We start from the raw sequence: 16440 nt of genomic DNA, 5'->3' as shown, positions 1-16440 counted from the left end.
TATTGCGGTCACGCGTGGGCACAGGTGCCCACCCTACGGATTATGGGCGTGTGTGACGAAAGCTATCCTCCACACACGCGCACAAAGTGTTATTGCAGGGTATTGGCTTCTTTACTGATGTATGACTTGATGGTGCTGATCAATTCATCTTCCTGATACGGCTTGCCCAGATACTCGTTGACGCCCAGCTCCATCGCATAGCTGCGATGCTTTGCAGCGGTGCGTGAAGTAATCATGATGATAGGGATATGACGGGTGCGTTCGTCGTTACGGATATTGCGGCTCAGATCGAAACCATCCATACGCGGCATTTCAATATCCACCAGCATCACATCAGGCGTAATCGCTTGCAGTTGCTCCAGCGCGTCGACACCGTCTTTGGCCAATACCACCTGGTAACCTTCACGTGACAGCAAACGTTGGGTCACCCGGCGCACGGTCAGCGAATCGTCGACGACCATCACCACACTCTGGCTGCGCAAACCCTGCACGGCCTGGGCGGTCTGCGCGGTTTGCAGCAACCCGGGTTCGGCGCTGCCGTTCATTTCCGCGACGGCGCCCATCACATCATGGGTAGCCAGCTCAGATTGCCGCGGCGCCCGCAGTTCATGCGATGCGTTTTGCAACTGCCGCTGGACCAGCGGTACCGGGTTCAAGATCAGCACGATGTCGCCCGAACCCAGCACGGTAGCGCCGGCTATTCCGATCATCCGCGACAGCTGCGGGCCGATATTCTTGACCACGACTTCTCGGTTACCGACGATTTCATCCACATGCAGCGCGACCCGGTCATTACCGCTACGCAAAATGATGATGGGTGAATACTGCTGCGCCACCGGCACCATATCGACATCGCCCAGCAAGGTCGACAAATATTGGAGCGGCACTTTATGCCCTTGCCAGATCAGCGAGCCATCGTTGTAAGCCGCGGCCAGCGCCTTCGACTTCAATTGCTGCACCTGCTCGACCAGCGCAGACGGCACGGCATAGGTGTGGCCGCCGGTGGTCAACAGCACCACCTGGGTAACCGCCAGTGTCAATGGCAAGTGAATCGTGAAATGCGTACCCTGGCCGGCATCGCTGCTGACGGCAACGCGGCCGCCCAGGGAAGCCGCTTCAGAACGCACCACATCCATGCCGACGCCGCGGCCAGCCAGTTCCGTGACATCCGTCGCGGTCGAAAACCCGGGACGGAAAATCAGGTCGGTGGTTTCCAGGTCGGTTATCTGCTGATCGCTTTCCAGCAGGCCGGTGGTGCGCGCCTTGTCGCGGATACGCTGCAGGTTCAAACCCTGGCCGTCATCCGATAACTGAATCAGAATTTCATTGCCGTCCTGGCGGATTTCCAGCTTCAGCTCGCCGGTTTCGCTCTTGCCGGCTGCGCGCCGCGCTTCACGCGATTCAATCCCGTGAACGATCGCATTACGCAGCAAATGCTCGAACGGACCGATCATTTTTTCCAATACGCTGCGATCGATTTCAACGTTGCTGCCGCGGATATCCAGGTTGACGCGCTTGTCCAGTTCTTTGGCGACCTGGCGCGTCAATCGATACAAACGCTCGGCGATACTCGCAAACTGCACCATACGCACATGCATCAGATCCTGTTGCAGATCACGCGTCAAGCGGCGTTGGGTCAGCAAGTCGGCGTTAGCGCCATCTACCGTACTGGTCAGATTCTTTTGCAGCGAGGCGACGTCATTGACGCTCTCCGCCATCATCCGGGTCAGTTCCTGCAAACGGGTAAAGCGGTCGAATTCAAGCGGATCGAATTCGCGCTCGCCGGCCAACGTCATGCGCGAACTGATCTGCGCTTCCGCCTGGATTTCGATTTCCCGCAACTGGCTGCGCAGGCGATCGACGTTTTCAGTCAGTTCCGACAAAGATATCTGCAAGGTGCCGATACCCGATTCAAGCCGCGAACGTGTAATCGAAACTTCACCGGCCTGATTCACGAGCCGATCCAGCACTTCGGCATTGACACGCACCTGCGACACCAGCCCCGTGGCGCTAGTGCTGGTGCTAAACACCGCCGGCACCGGCGCTACGCCAGCGGCCAGCGGCGGCATCACGCTCGGCAAATTGACCGCCGCATGTGCTTCTGGCGTCGCGGCAGGCTCAACTGATGCAACTGATGCAACTGGTGTAACTGGTGCCACCGGCTGCTGCGCTTGCGGATTGCGCAGATTCTCGAACATCTGCGCGCCGCGGTCATAATGTGTCAGCAACTCATCGATGGTCTGGCGGGAAGACGTACCCGACTGCAGAATCACTTCGATATGGCTTTCCATCTCGTGCATATGCTGGCCCAGCACCATCGCGCCAGCCATGCGGGCACTGCCCTTGATGGTGTGCAGATGACGCAGGATTGCTTGCGACGGTTTGACGTCGGACGGACTCTGCTGCCAGCTGCGCAAGGCGCTGCCGATTTGCGGCAGCATGTCGCTGCCTTCTTCCAGAAACACCGGCAACAAGTCGGGATCCAGCTCATCCCGGACCACCAGCGCAGGGTCGATCTCTTCCGCTGCGGTATCGAACAAATGAGGCACTATCGCAGCAGGATGGTGCGGCGTAACAGGGGAAACAGGGGTAGCAGAGGCAACCGGCGCAACCGATATCGGTTGCACGGGTTGCACGTTGCCTGCCTCAGCGCGAACTTCAGCGACGGGTTCAAATTCAGGTGCGGCAGCTACTTGCGGCGTCTGCGCCACGTCGGGATTGGCGGTAGTCTCTGCTTCGACACCACGCGATTCCTGACCTTGCCACAGGCTGTCCAGGCTGCTAACCAGGGCCGGCTCGTAATACGGCATGTCACCTTGCGTAAATTGCTGCAACATCCATTTGACTCGCTCAACGCTGAGCTGGAGGGTGTTGTAGTCCGATCCGTGCAAGCTGCCTGGTTGCAGCGCCATCCGTTGCAGCGCCATCTCCAGCGCATGCGCTACTTCCTGCAAAGGCTTGAAACCCACCGTAGCGGAACTACCGGCCAGCGAATGCGCTGCATGCACCGATTGTGTCAGCACCGGCCGCTCCGGTTCATGCCGCCATTCGGCAAAATCATGCGACAGATGACGCACCAGCTGGTCGGTCTCGGCCAGATAAATATTGTAGAGCGGCAGGCTGATAGTCAAATCGCCAATTTGCTTGGTGCTGTCGTCATGACGGATTTCCTGCATGCCGGGAAAAGCGATTACCTCGGCGCTGACCGGCGTGGCCTGATTTTCTGGCGCTGCCGCGATAACCTCAGGCTCTGCAATTGTTTCCAAATGCTCTTCAGACGAAATCTCCGGCAATTGCACCTGCTCAATGTCTACTGAATGGGTGACATTTGCGTCGCTGAAGAAAGCCAGATCATCGTCGGTCAGCTGGATTTCCTCTGCTTGCAGCGGCTGTTCCGGCAAATCACCGAACTCATGCAATTCCTCCGGCGCGGTCGAAACCGTCCGAGCCGGCACAGTCTCCGCAAACGGCCCGCCTTCGCGGACTCTTGCAGCCGCTTCAGCCAATGCATCCGGCGTCTGTTGCGAATGCCCGTGCTGCTGAATCTCTTTTACCCAGCCATCCAGCTGGGTCACAGCGTGGTCCAGCAAGGCATTCAGGTTGTCGCTCACCGCACGCGATTCGGACAACCACAAATTCAATACCTGTTCAATGCTCCAGGCGGCTTCGCCGAAAGCGTTCAGGCCGATCATGCGGCCACTGCCCTTCAGGGTATGAAAAGCACGGCGCAGTATGGTTAAAGGCTCTTGCTTATGGGGTGCGTCGTGCAGCAGCGGCAAGGTGTTCCTGGCATTCGTCAGGACCTCGTCCGCTTCGGACAAAAAAATCTCACGCAGTTCGGCATCAGCCTCCTCGTCGCTTACGGCTATCGCGGCCACCGGTGCTGCGGCTTCTGCCGTGTGCAGCGGCACGATGGTGGTGACAATTTCGGCCATCGATTGCTGCGACCCCGAGAAATCGGGATGATCGAGGATGTCGATGGCAGCCTGGGCGCGATCGGTAGCTTCGGGATTGTCGCTCAACGCAGCGTCAACCCGCATCTGCACCAACGACTCTTTCAATCGTTCCTGCAGTTCCGGATCATGCGGCTGCGCGGTCAACGACAGCGCCAGTTCCGCAGATTGCTGCTGATGCTGCAGCAGCTCATCTTCTACTGTTGCCAACTCGGGCAAGGACGGCAAGCTGTCGCCAACGACCGTGTTTGCCACAATCGCATGACTATCGCCGGCAGATGAAGGCACTATCGGATCAGGCAAAGGCGCCGCAACCACGGCACGCCGCTCCAGCAGGTTGATGCGGAACACGCCCGCCGCTTCATCAAAAGTGAAATGATTGTTTTGCGTATCCGACTGATGCTGCAACGTTTCGATAAAGAAGCTGAGCGCGCCGATGTTCTGCGCAATCTGTTCGAACTCTTTTTGTTCCGGGACAACATCGCTGCCTTCCGCCGCAAAACGCTGCAAAGTACTGCGCGTATGTTCGACCACACGCATGGCGTCGCTCTGCTCCTGGATCGCCAGTGCGCCTTGAATCTGATGCAGAACTTGTTCGATCTGGGTCAATACTTCACGCCGCTCCGGATCGTTAAAAAATTCGTCCAGCATTTTTTCGACCTGGCGCAAGCTGGACAACATTTCAGATGCCAGCATTTTGACGGTCTGGCGCTGTTGCGCTTCACGATAGATATCGTCAATCCATTGCGCCGGTTTGCCCAGCTTCTCACCGGATACCACCGACAAGAGTCGCGCGGTCATCGCATCGGCGCGTTCGGAAAAATTCTCTGGCAGGCGGCTGATGTGATTAAGCGTGTTTTCAATAAACAGCAGGCTGGTGGCGATTTCCATGCAGATCGCATCGCCTGGCCGCGAATGTGCAGCGTGCCGCGCTATGCCATTGAGTTCGCGCAGCAGCTTCGACAGCGATGGCGAGTTAAGCCGGCTGCCGGCTTCGCTCAAACCGTGCATTTCCTGTTCGAAAGCAGCTGCAGGGCTGGCATCGCCGCTGGCGAGCCGGTCCCACATGTTCTTGGCTTGGTTCAGGCGATCTTTGGCAGCGCCCAATGCATCCAGGCTAATCTGACCGTAGTGGCGGATGTTGTAATCTGCCGGCACCAGGCCATTCAAACGATAGGCAATACGAATCTGGTTTGCCAGCTTGGAGGCTTGTTCAACGCCGGCGATAAAAAACAGGGCATCCCGCAACAACCGTTCCGAAATGCTCGACGAGCCCTGGCTCAGACGCCGCAACTGCAGGTTAATACGGGCAAATAATTGTTTAACGTAGAGTTCGTTGGATATCTGCTCGTTGGCAACCGCTTCCGAGAAACCGTGCATCACCCACCAGAATGCGCGCGATTGCTGGTTGCGTTGCATTTGCTCGACTTCTGTCACCACCACTTGCATGGCTGCAGCGTTTTCCAGCTCAACCGGCTTGTCGGCGCTTTTCAGGAACGGCAGCAGCGCGCGTTCGAAGCGCTTGCGCAATGGCAGATAAACTTCGGCGTCGACTGCCGCAACCTGCTCCGCCGCAGGAAAGTGCGGGCGAATGGTCAGGTCAGGGAAAAACAGATCGGCCGGGTGGATTCTTTCGGCGCCGCGGATTTCCAGCAGCGCCTGATAGTAGGGAAACAAACGCACTGGCTGATGGCTGCCGCCAGCCAATACTTCGTCCAGGTATTCGATCAATGCCTGATAGGCGTTGCCGATAATCTGCACATGCTGCGCGCTCAGCTCAGCCTGGCCTGACTCGGCACGCTCGAGTATGTCTTCAATGGTTTCGGTAATGATGATGACGCCATCGATGTCGACCATCTGCAACGCGCCATGCGCCTGGTGCAAATAGGTTTTGGCATGGCGGATGGCGGTCGAGTGATCGTCGCTGGTAGCGCCAGTCGCTTGGGACAAGGCGTTACCGGACTGATTCAGCGCCTCGCGAATTTCGCTCATCACCCATGACAATGGTCCGGTATCAAGATGCGTTCGCGCAGAGTCGGCGGTACTGGAAAAATCGGTGGTCATGACTGCCTCGTGGGATCTCTAAAAACTCCGTCATCCCCGCGCACGCGGGGATCCAAATTGCTGCGTCACACTACCCAATGAATTGGATTCCCGCCTTCGCGGGAATGACGCAGCGGGGGGGTATTGGAAATCACCTTTAATTGGTCACGCGGAAACGCGATACCGAGCTCTTCAAATCTTCTGCCAGCTTGGACAGTTCACGAATCGACAAGGCCGTCTGTCGTGTACCTTCCCGCGTCTTTTCGGTAACCGAGAGAATGTTTTGAATGTTGGTAGCCACGCCGTTTGCCGAGTTGGCCTGCTGCTCGGTAGTGGAAGAAATACTTTGAATCAGTTCCGCCAACCGGTTCGAAACGCGCCGGATATCCGACAACGCCGCACCGGCAGCATCTGACAGCTTGGCCCCTTCGACCACCCCTTGCGTCGAACGCTCCATCGCCACCACCGCGTCGTGGGTGTCGGTCTGAATGGTACGTACCAGCGCGCCAATCTGCTTGGTCGCTGCACCGGAACGTTCCGCCAGGCGTTGAACTTCTTCCGCAACCACCGAAAATCCGCGGCCGGCTTCACCAGCCGAAGCAGCCTGGATCGCCGCATTCAGCGCCAGCACGTTGGTCTGTTCGGTAATGTCTGAAATCAGTTCGGTGATTTCACCAATTTCCTGTGACGATTCACCCAGCCGCTTGATGCGCTTCGAAGTTTCCTGGATGTGTTCGCGAATTTCGTTCATGCCGGAAATCGCGTTTTCCACCGCCTTGGAGCCTTCTTCCGCCGCACTAACCGACTGCCGCGCCACTTCAGCTGATTCACTAGCCGATTTGGAAACGTCGGTAATCTGGGTCGCCATGTCGAGAACCGCTTGCGTGGTTTCCTGAATATCGCGTGACTGCCGTTGCGACGCAGCCAGCAGTTCGATCGAAATGCTTTGCGCCTGGTCCGACGCCACTGTCACCTGTTGTGCAGTTGCGGTAACCCGGCCGACCAGTCCGCGCAATTCTTCCACCGTGTAGTTAACCGAGTCGGCAATCGCGCCGGTAATGTCTTCCGACACCGTCGCCTGCACCGTCAAGTCACCGTCCGCCACTTCCTGCAATTCATTCATCAGACGCAAAATCGCAGCCTGGTTCTGGTCGTTGGCGTTACTTGCATCTTCTTCCTGGCGGATCGCTTGCAGACGCTGCTCTTCCGCTTCCATCCGGCGTACCTCAGCTTCGTGGGTACGGTGACGTCCGTCCTGCACCTGGACCCAGGCGATCGCTGCTGCTGCCAGCAGAGTAGTCAATGCGGCCAGCAACATCAGCCAGAACCAGATGCTCTGCGAGTCCTGTGCATCGCGATAGGTATCTTGCAAGGCGCCCAGGCGTTGCTTGAGGTTTTCGTTCTCGGTAAAGATCAATTGTTCCGATTGTTTAGCGGAGACGAAATTTTGCATGTTACCCAGAATCGATGCCACCGATTCCTGATACTCGGCAAAGCTCTTTTCCAGTTCAGTCAGCTTGCTGCGCTCTTCTTCGCTCTTGCTGGCCGGCAGGCGCAGTACGTCGCTGCCGTTCAGGAAGCCGCTGACGATGTCGCGGAAAGTATTGGTATCCTTACCCAGCAAGAACGCCGTTTCCGGGTTCACACCTTCGGAAGTCAGGAATTCATTCGCGCTGCGACCGAGACGCTGGGTCAACATGACCAGCTGCGACGATGCGGCGATTTCGCGCGGGGTGGCGCCGGTTTGGGTTTTCAGTGTCGCGATCTGTTCCGACAGATCGAGCAGGTTCGGCGAGATACCGTTCAGTTTTTGCAGTGTCACACCGAAGCTGGTCAATTCCTTTTGCAGCTTGAGGATAGTGTCCGCGGCCTTGTCGGTATTCGACCAGACCTTGTTGACTTCAGTCAGCTTGGTATCCATCGATGCACTTGGCGTGCCGATGTTGTGACCCTTGTAATCGCCGCCCTTCAACAAGATGCCCAAATCCTGGTTGAATTCCTTGCGGCTGTCGGCCAGCTGCTTAAACGCTTCAGGATTGCCCTGAATCGCATTCGGCGTCGCCTTACCGATACGCTGCGAGTGCATCAGCGCGTCGCCGGCGATCTGGGTCTGGGTCGAGCTCATCGCGGAACTCTTGGCGCTCAGCCACAGGAACAGGATAGTCAGCAGCAAAGCGCCGACCAGCACCGTCACCAGAAGACGGATCTGTTTTTGTTGCGGCAACTTGCCGATCAACGGCAGCGGCGACGAATCAGGACTGGCGATGCTGGCAGCTGCGCCGGCAAAAGTAGCCGTAGCAGCCCCGGCAGCCGCAGTTGCAGGAGCAGCGGATTCTTTGACAGTTTCCTGAGGAGCGGCGGTGAATGACGATGTTGACGCGGGAGTCGGCTCCGGCGCAGCGATCGGCGTCAATATCGGCGCGGGCGACGGCTCAGGAATGAAACGCTCTTCCATGACAGTCTGTTCTGGATCATGCATCAATGCGTCTTGCATGAAACGATCGCCTGCTTCGCCCTGCTCTTCCTTGGCCGCCTTGGATAAAGACGGTAGTTTGAATGCCATTACAGAATCTCCTAATTGCAAATTCGCTGCCACCGGGTACTGCCGCTGTTGCAATCGCCGTTGCAACAGTACCTGGGACTCATAAACCTACTTGTAAAAAACGAGGGTCGTGCAAGATTTGGGCCATGCTCAGCTCAGTCCAGACCTGCGCATCGCTATCGAGATAGCGTCTTGCGCCTGCCTGGTCCAGCGAATCCGCGGCCTGCAAGGTCATTTGGGCGACGTTGCGCAAGCCCAAAACACGAGAAACCAGCAAGCCGCTGTTGAACGAAAATGTCGGTGCGAAAGCAACAATCCGGCACTCCTTGTCAATTTGCGTCACGCCATGGCCCTGAAAACGCGCAAAATCGATCACGCTGATCAGCGTACCGCGCACATTGCTCAGTCCCAGGTACCAATCGTGAGTCAACGGCACGCGCGAAATCTGCTCGACGGCGACGATTTCGCCCGCCTCTTGCAAATTCAACAACCAGCGCGTTTGTCCGATCAGCAAGCCAAGCTGATTTTCCTGCTCATCGATACCGCTACGCGCGGCTTGCATCCGCTCCAGCAAGTGCGTTTGGAATTCGCGCAGCCGGCTGCGGCGCGAATCGGCGTCAAGTGCGACCTTGTTGACAGGTAGCGACGAAGGCGATGCTTCTGCCGTCAGATGCGAGCTTGATTGGGTCATATTGATTGGGCGCTCATTTGGCGTGAATTCAGCAACGTTAAATTCGGCGTTCGCAGCGTTTCAATTAACCAAGCGCCGCGATTTTTGCCAGCAGTTCCTTGGGATCGATAGGTTTCACCAGGTAATCGCGCGCGCCTTGGCGCAAGCCCCAGATACGGTCGGTTTCCAAACCCTTGCTGCTGCAGATGATGATAGGAATATCCTTGGTGTCGTCGTCACGCGTAATCGAGCGCGTTACCTGAAAGCCGTTCTGGCCAGGCATCACCACATCCATCAGGATCAGCTGCGGCTTGTCCGCCTTGATCTTGTCCAGGATGCCTTCGCCGTTTTCGGAAGTCGACACTGAATAGCCGGCCTTCGCCAGGATATCGGTCAGGAAATAACGCTCGGTTGGCGAGTCGTCGACGATGAGAATTTTCTGTATGGCCATGTTCAACCTTTGTTTGCTTCGTACTTCAAATTATGTAAATCAGTAGCCTGCTTCAGGAGTAGTACCTTAAGCAGTAACCGGGATAGCACCGTCCGCCGTCTGGGTGTGCTGACGCACCGCCTTCAGCAAACTGTCTTTAGTAAATGGTTTGGTGAGATATTCGTCAGAACCGACCATGGCGCCGCGCGCGCGATCAAACAGGCCGTCTTTGGACGACAGCATGATCACTGGCGTAGCATGGAATTTAGCGCTTTTTTTGATCAAGGCGCAGGTTTGATAGCCGTCCAGGCGCGGCATCAGAATATCGCAGAAAATCAGCGCAGGCTTGTGATCGTTCACTTTTGCCAAAGCGTCGAAACCATCTTCGGCAAGTACGACCTGATAACCAGCCTGGCTCAGGAAAATCTCCGCAGACCGCCGGATTGTGCTGCTATCGTCAATCACCATTACCTTCAGGTTGACGCCGCCAAGTGATGTTGTCATGAAATTGTCTCATTCAATCCAAATAAATCTACGGCGTCACTGTAACAAAGAAAGACATTCCTTAGAACAATGTTTCTTACGGGTAGCCGATAAAGTTCAATTTATTTTGTAACTTGAGACGATAACTTGATATTCCTACAATGAAAATGTGGTATTTGGCTTAAATGGCAACCATTTCAAAGTCTTCTTTGCGCGCGCCGCATTCCGGACATGTCCAATTCATCGGTACATCGTCCCACAACGTGCCGGGCGCGATGCCTTCTTCCGGCAAACCGGCTTCTTCGTCATAGACCCAGCCGCAAATCAGACACATCCAGGTTTTGTACTCGGTTTTGGTAGTTTCGTTATTGCTCACAGCGGCGACCCTTCAATCAAGTAAAATGCAAAGTCGGATATCTTAATCTACCCGCCGTGCAAAACCAAACTTCTCCTCTTATATTGACCTTCGGCGTTGCCGACCCCGTCGGCGCTGCCGGAATTCAGGCCGACCTGGCCACTTTTTCCGCCATGGGCTGCCATGGCCTTTCTGTCATCACGTCTATCCTGATCGGCGATACCGCCCGGATCGAAGATACCCAGCAAATCGACGCCGACTGGGTAGCCGACCAGGCCCGCGTGCTGCTTGAGGATATGCCGGTGGCTGCCTTCAAGGTAGGCGCCGTCGGCAGCATCGAAAGCGTCTCGGTGATCGCCGAGATTGTCTCGGATTATCCGGAAATCCCGCTGATTCTAGACCCTTTTTTGTCGGCCATGCCAGATCAGGGGCAAGACAGCGAAGACTTGCTGACCGCGATCCGCGAACTGCTGGTTCCGCAAACCACGGTGATGCTGGTATCGGCGGTCGAGTTGGCGCGCCTGGCGGAAACCTGGCGCGAACCGTCGTCCGAAGACATGATGAGCGTCGACGCGATGCGCATCATCGAACTCGGCTGCGAATACTTGTTCGTCACCGGCACGCCAACCTCGGCCGCCGAAGTCGGCAACACCCTGTTCAGTGAATCGGGCGTGGTCCGGCAAGACTCGTGGCCGCGCGTTTCCGGCTCGTTCAGCGGCGCCGGCACCACTTTGTCGGCGGCGATTGCAGCGATGCTGGCAAACGGTCTTGACGTACCTGAGGCAGTTTCCGAAGCGCAGGAATTCACCTTGGCAGCAGTCACCGCCGCGCAACGGCTGGGGATGGGGAAACTGATCCCTGACCGGTATTTCTGGGCTCGTGAAGAGGGCCTGGAACGGCGTGACGAGGATGTCGGCGACGCCCCCTGATTTTTTGTTGCGCGATTCTCGAAACAGCACCTTACCCACATTTATTTCCGACGATTAAGTACATGACTTCCAATAACGATACCCTGTTCGCCCGCGCCCAACTGACCACACCTGGCGGCGTCAATTCGCCGGTGCGCGCCTTCCGTTCCGTGGGCGGCACGCCACGTTTCATCACGCGCGCCGAAGGCCCCTATTTCTGGGATGCCGACGACCGCCGCTACATCGATTACATCGGCTCCTGGGGCCCGGCAATTGTCGGCCACGCCCACCCGACCGTGATCAAGGCCGTACAGGATGCGGCTGCGCGCGGCCTGAGTTTTGGTGCGCCGACCCAAGGCGAAATTGAAATCGCCGAAGAGATCTGCAAGCTGGTGCCGTCGATAGAACAAGTGCGCCTGGTTTCCAGCGGTACCGAAGCCACCATGAGCGCACTGCGCCTGGCACGCGGCGCCACCGGCCGCGACAAGATCGTCAAGTTCGAAGGCTGTTACCACGGCCACGCCGATTCGCTGTTGGTCAAGGCTGGCAGCGGCTTGCTGACCTTTGGCAATCCGACTTCGGCCGGCGTGCCGGAAGATTTCGTCAAGCACACGCTGGTGCTCGACTACAACAACACCCAGCAACTGGAAGATGCCTTCAAGGACATGGGCGACCAGATCGCCTGCGTGATCGTCGAGCCGGTTGCCGGCAACATGAACCTGGTACGCGCCACACCGGAGTTCCTGCAAACCATGCGGCGCCTGTGCACGCAGTACGGCACTGTATTGATTTTCGATGAAGTCATGTGCGGCTTCCGCGTGGCGCTGGGCGGCGCACAGGCGCTGTACGGTATCAAGCCGGACATCACTGCGCTGGGCAAGGTGATCGGCGGCGGTTTGCCGGTGGCGGCGTTCGGTGGACGTGCCGATTTGATGGGCCATATGGCGCCGCTGGGTTCGGTATATCAAGCCGGCACGCTGTCCGGCAATCCGGTGGCGGTAGCAGCTGGCATGAGTACACTCAAGCTGATCCAGGAACCGGGGTTTTATACCAATCTGACAGCGCAAACCAGCAAACTGGTCGACGGCCTGAGCATGGCCGCCAAGGACGCCGGCGTGACGTTCTGCGGCGATGCGATCGGCGGCATGTTCGGCTTGTATTTTGCGGAAACGGTGCCTGGCACTTACGCAGCGGTGATGGCGTCCAACAAGGATCTGTTCAACAAATTCTTCCATGCGATGCTGGACGCCGGCGTGTATCTGGCGCCGTCGGCATTCGAGGCAGGTTTTGTATCGGCGCAGCATGACGATGCGGTGATCGAGGCGACTATTGCGGCGGCGCGCGGCGCGTTTGCGCAACTGGCGTAATGTAGGGTGGGCATGAATGCCCACCCAGTTGGTTGCACCTCGGCGTGGGCATTCATGCCCACCCTTCTTTCTTAGTTTAGCCAACCGCGCCGGCGGAAATACCAGAACGGCGTGATCGCTGAACACACCATCAAGACCAGCGCAAACGGATAACCGAGAGACCAGTCGAACTCTGGCATGAAGCGAAAGTTCATGCCGTAGATACTGGCAATCAAGGTCGGCGGTAAAAACGCTACCGACGCAACCGAGAATATCTTGATGATCTTGTTTTGATTGATATTGATGAAACCGACCGTTGCATCCATCAGGAAGTTGATCTTGTCGAACAGGAAGGCGGTGTGGCCGTCCAGCGATTCAATGTCGCGCAGGATCTGGCGCGCATCTTCAAACTGATCCACATTCAATAAGCGCCCACGCATCAAGAAACTTACCGCGCGGCGCGTATCCATCATGTTGCGCCGGATCCGGCCGTTCAAATCCTCTTCATGCGCCATGGCGCTCAAAGCTTCGGCTGCGGCCTGGTCGGTGAGTTTCTTTTGCAGTACACGCTGGCTGACCTCGTCCAGCTTCTTGTAAACACCCTCCAGGGCGTCGGCGGAGTACTCGGCATCGGTCTGGTACAGATCCAGCAGAACGTCCTTGTAGTCGCTGATAGACCCCGGCCGCGAACGCGCACGCATGCGCACCAGGCGAAACACCGGCAGATCTTCTCCGTGCACCGAAAACAAGATATTGCGCGCCAGGATAAAGGCCACGGTGACGGTCGACGACGGGCCGTCGTCTTCCTCAAACAGAAAATCGGTGCGCAGATGCAGGTCGCCGTTTTCGGCTTCGTAATAGCGGGCGGAGGCCTCGATATCCTTGACTTCGTCTTCACCTGGCAAGGTCACGCCGTAAATGCTCTTGACCCAGGCACGCTCCTGGTCGTTCGGTTCGGTCAGGTCGACCCATACCGGCTGCACTTTCTCAAGGTCGCTGTGACTCTCGATGTTGACCTGGTTGAGGCGGCCATTTTGCAAAACAAATACATTGATCATGCTTACCTCGGAGACTGTTTTTCAGAGAAGCTGCTGTTAAATTTCGTGCGTCCCGATCATCGGCATTCGCTGCAATTTAAACAACTTTCGCAGGCCCGTATATTAAGGCAATTCAGCCGATCCCATGCGTCGCAAGATCAGGCCGGTGCGTTGCGACAAATAAGCAGAGTTGCGATTCTTATCGAAAAAACGCGGCTTCGGCAGCATCACTGCGAGTCGCGCCGCCTGGCTGGCGCCGAGATTGCTGGCAGAAGTTTTAAAGTAATGCTGGGCCGCTGCCTCGGCGCCGAAAACGCCGTTGCCCCACTCCACCACGTTCAGGTAAATTTCAAATATGCGTTCCTTATCCATCCAGAACTCAAGCATGTAGGTGATGATCAGTTCCTGCCCCTTGCGCAGGTAACTGCGTTCACCGGACAAGAACAGGTTTTTCGCCAGTTGCTGGGTGATGGTGGAACCGCCGCGCACCACCTTGCCTTTCTTGGTATTTTTCTCGTAGGCCTGTTGCAGGGCATCCCAGTCGACGCCGTCATGTTCGGAGAAATTGGCGTCTTCAGAGGCGATGATCGCCCGCTTCAGATTGGTCGAGATCCGTGCGTAGGGCACCCATTTGAATTGCAACTGCGCGTCAGGCACGGTTTCCTGCAACTCCGACAAGCGATGCCGCATGAAGCTGGTGGAGCCAGGATTATGATCGACCCACCACCAGATCTGTACGAAAAAATAAACCTGCAACAGCAGAACTGCGGCGATCAGCAGCATGCATAAGCGCAGGAAAATTTTGCCAGCTGACTTCATCTTGATTTCCTGCAAATAATTAACTTAACAAACAACTGAACAACCGATTAGACAAACACTCACAGCTGCGCGCGCAACGCGGCAAATACTGCGTCGGTATGCGGCCGCACACCACGCCAGACAAAAAACGATTCTGCCGCCTGCTCTACCAGCATGCCCAAACCGTCGCGCACCTGAGTGCCATGGGTTGCAGCAAACTGCATGAATACGGTTGGCTGCGCACCGTACATCATGTCGTAGGCCAGTGTCGCCGGGCCGAATACGCTGGCTGCAATTGGCGGCACCTCGGCCTGCAAACTGGCGGAGGTAGCATTGATCACCAGATCGTATTGCTGCTGTACTTCGGCAAAACCGCAAGCGTTCAATGTGCAATCGTCGCCGCTAAATTGCTGGAACTGCTGCACCAGCTCGAGCGCCTTGGCGGTGGTGCGATTGGCAATCGTCAGCTGCGCCGGCCGGCACTCCAACAGCGGCAGCATGACGCCGCGCGCGGCGCCGCCGGCGCCCAGCAACAGGATTTTTTTATGCGCCAGGTCGAAACCGGCATTACACACGATATCGTTGACCAGGCCGACGCCATCGGTGTTATCGCCCAATATTTCATCGCCTTCGAATTTCAAGGTATTCACCGCGCCTGCGGCCTTGGCTCGGGCCGACAACCTGCTGGCAAGCGCATACGCTTCCAGCTTGAATGGCACGGTGACATTGGCACCACGCCCGCCCTGCGCGACGAACTCCCGCACCGTCGCGACAAAACCGTCGAGCGGCGCCAGCAAGCGTGCATACCTCATGTCTTGACCGGTAGCGGCAGCAAAGCGCGCATGGATGTCGGGAGACTTGCTATGCGCAATCGGATTGCCGATCACGACGTAGGCGGCAAATGGGGTTACAGCTGTCATTGATTACTCCCGCCCATCAGTTGCGCTTCCAGCAGCCCCTCGCGGGTAAACTCGAAAGTGGAGATAACCTCCCACACATCGTCTTTGCCGCTGCTGCGCATATTTTCGGGGAAGCGCCCGAACGGTGCGGAGCGCTCAATAATTTTCAGGGTTGCACGATCAAGGTCAGGATTGCCGGAACCACGCTCGATTCTCGGACCGCCCTCTCTCGTATACAGCGAGCCGTCCTGGTAAATAGGAATGTACACCACCAGTCTGCCGTACAGATTCTTGCCGTTCTTTTTCGGGAAATTCAAGGTGCCCAGCTTTTCGACCTTGTCCTGGAACGACTTGTAATAGGCGGCGTAGCCGACTGCACGCGTGCTCGGGGTGATCTGCGTCTTTTTCGGCCGCTTGTTGTAATCGTCGATATTCTTGGCGATTTCCGCTTCCTTGCGGGCGATCGCCTTGGCGCTCTCGACCAGATCGCTGCCGGTAGGCTGTGGCGTGTTCTCGCTGGCTTTGTCGTGCAGATCCATGGCCGGCATCTTCAACGGCGTGTCCTTGCGCATTTGCGCCAGCATTTGCTGCTGTTGCTGTTCCAGCTGCTCGATCCGGCGCTTGGTAGCCTGGACGTTGTCGCCATCTTCCGACTTGCGCATATCTGGCAGCGGCGACTTGGCGCGGCCGGCATCGGCATTGCCGCCACCATCCAGATTGGCTTGCGCCAGCGCCTCCGGCTTGACCGGCCTGGTATTGTGCTTGGCGTTAACCAGGATCACTTCCAGCGCAGGATCGGTGGGCTTCAGCTTGAAGGCTTCCGGCGCCGCAAACCGTACCGCCAGCAACGCTGCATGCGCCAGTACCGACGCCGCGATGGCGCCGACCAGAATTCGATTTTGGAAAAAGGATTTCACGCGTGAGCTAAAAGTCGCTATAAAAGAGAGGGATTCTACGACAAAGCGAGATGCCTACG

12 protein-coding genes are annotated in these 16440 nt (G+C 57.0%); 2 read left to right on the top strand and 10 right to left on the bottom strand.

Features of this window, described 5'->3' with window-relative positions; all coding sequences use genetic code 11:
- Nucleotides 1-89 precede the first annotated feature (89 nt).
- From KHU29_RS05670 to KHU29_RS05645, 6 genes are all read right to left on the bottom strand, one after another.
- Entirely contained in the window at nucleotides 90-6017 is a 5928-nt protein-coding gene (locus tag KHU29_RS05670) for a hybrid sensor histidine kinase/response regulator (RefSeq protein WP_211451709.1), read from the bottom strand.
- Nucleotides 6018-6153: 136 nt separating this feature from the next.
- Nucleotides 6154-8559, bottom strand: a complete 2406-nt coding sequence (locus tag KHU29_RS05665; protein WP_246541548.1) for a methyl-accepting chemotaxis protein — start codon at nucleotides 8557-8559, stop codon at nucleotides 6154-6156.
- Nucleotides 8560-8638: 79 nt separating this feature from the next.
- Nucleotides 8639-9229 (bottom strand): chemotaxis protein CheW, encoded by a 591-nt coding sequence (locus tag KHU29_RS05660; RefSeq protein ID WP_211451707.1) that lies wholly within the window; start codon nucleotides 9227-9229, stop codon nucleotides 8639-8641.
- Nucleotides 9230-9293: 64 nt separating this feature from the next.
- Nucleotides 9294-9659 (bottom strand): response regulator, encoded by a 366-nt coding sequence (locus KHU29_RS05655; protein WP_038485766.1) that lies wholly within the window; start codon nucleotides 9657-9659, stop codon nucleotides 9294-9296.
- A 66-nt stretch (nucleotides 9660-9725) separates the two neighbouring features.
- The gene (locus KHU29_RS05650; RefSeq protein ID WP_211451706.1) at nucleotides 9726-10142 is read right to left on the bottom strand and encodes a response regulator; all 417 of its coding nucleotides are present in this window, start codon (nucleotides 10140-10142) and stop codon (nucleotides 9726-9728) included.
- A gap of 160 nt (nucleotides 10143-10302) precedes the next feature.
- Nucleotides 10303-10455, bottom strand: coding sequence for a rubredoxin (locus KHU29_RS05645; RefSeq protein WP_038495022.1), 153 nt, complete (start codon nucleotides 10453-10455; stop codon nucleotides 10303-10305).
- A gap of 98 nt (nucleotides 10456-10553) precedes the next feature.
- Here KHU29_RS05645 and thiD point away from each other — a divergent pair, with 98 nt between their 5' ends.
- Both thiD and hemL read left to right on the top strand, forming a co-directional pair.
- Entirely contained in the window at nucleotides 10554-11405 is an 852-nt protein-coding gene (thiD, locus tag KHU29_RS05640) for a bifunctional hydroxymethylpyrimidine kinase/phosphomethylpyrimidine kinase (RefSeq protein ID WP_211451705.1), read from the top strand.
- A 62-nt stretch (nucleotides 11406-11467) separates the two neighbouring features.
- The gene (hemL, locus tag KHU29_RS05635) at nucleotides 11468-12751 is read left to right on the top strand and encodes a glutamate-1-semialdehyde 2,1-aminomutase (RefSeq protein WP_211451704.1); all 1284 of its coding nucleotides are present in this window, start codon (nucleotides 11468-11470) and stop codon (nucleotides 12749-12751) included.
- Between the two features lie 71 nt (nucleotides 12752-12822).
- On the opposite strand, the gene corA is transcribed toward hemL, so the two are convergent.
- From corA to KHU29_RS05615, 4 genes are all read right to left on the bottom strand, one after another.
- Nucleotides 12823-13788, bottom strand: coding sequence for a magnesium/cobalt transporter CorA (gene corA / locus KHU29_RS05630; protein ID WP_211451703.1), 966 nt, complete (start codon nucleotides 13786-13788; stop codon nucleotides 12823-12825).
- 102 nt (nucleotides 13789-13890) lie between these two features.
- Nucleotides 13891-14586 carry a monofunctional biosynthetic peptidoglycan transglycosylase gene (mtgA, locus tag KHU29_RS05625; RefSeq protein ID WP_211451702.1) on the bottom strand — a complete coding sequence of 232 codons (696 nt, stop codon included), beginning with the start codon at nucleotides 14584-14586 and terminating at the stop codon, nucleotides 13891-13893.
- 59 nt (nucleotides 14587-14645) lie between these two features.
- Nucleotides 14646-15485 carry a shikimate dehydrogenase gene (aroE, locus tag KHU29_RS05620; protein WP_211451701.1) on the bottom strand — a complete coding sequence of 280 codons (840 nt, stop codon included), beginning with the start codon at nucleotides 15483-15485 and terminating at the stop codon, nucleotides 14646-14648.
- Complete coding sequence (locus KHU29_RS05615; RefSeq protein ID WP_211451700.1) at nucleotides 15482-16381, bottom strand: TonB C-terminal domain-containing protein; 900 nt, start codon at nucleotides 16379-16381, stop codon at nucleotides 15482-15484. Before KHU29_RS05615 ends, aroE begins: the two co-directional genes overlap by 4 nt.
- Nucleotides 16382-16440: the final 59 nt, after the last annotated feature.

The organism is Collimonas antrihumi (assembly GCF_018304965.1).
GTDB classification, from domain to species: Bacteria; Pseudomonadota; Gammaproteobacteria; order Burkholderiales; family Burkholderiaceae_D; genus Collimonas; species Collimonas antrihumi.
This window is presented reverse-complemented; position numbering and strand designations above follow the sequence as displayed.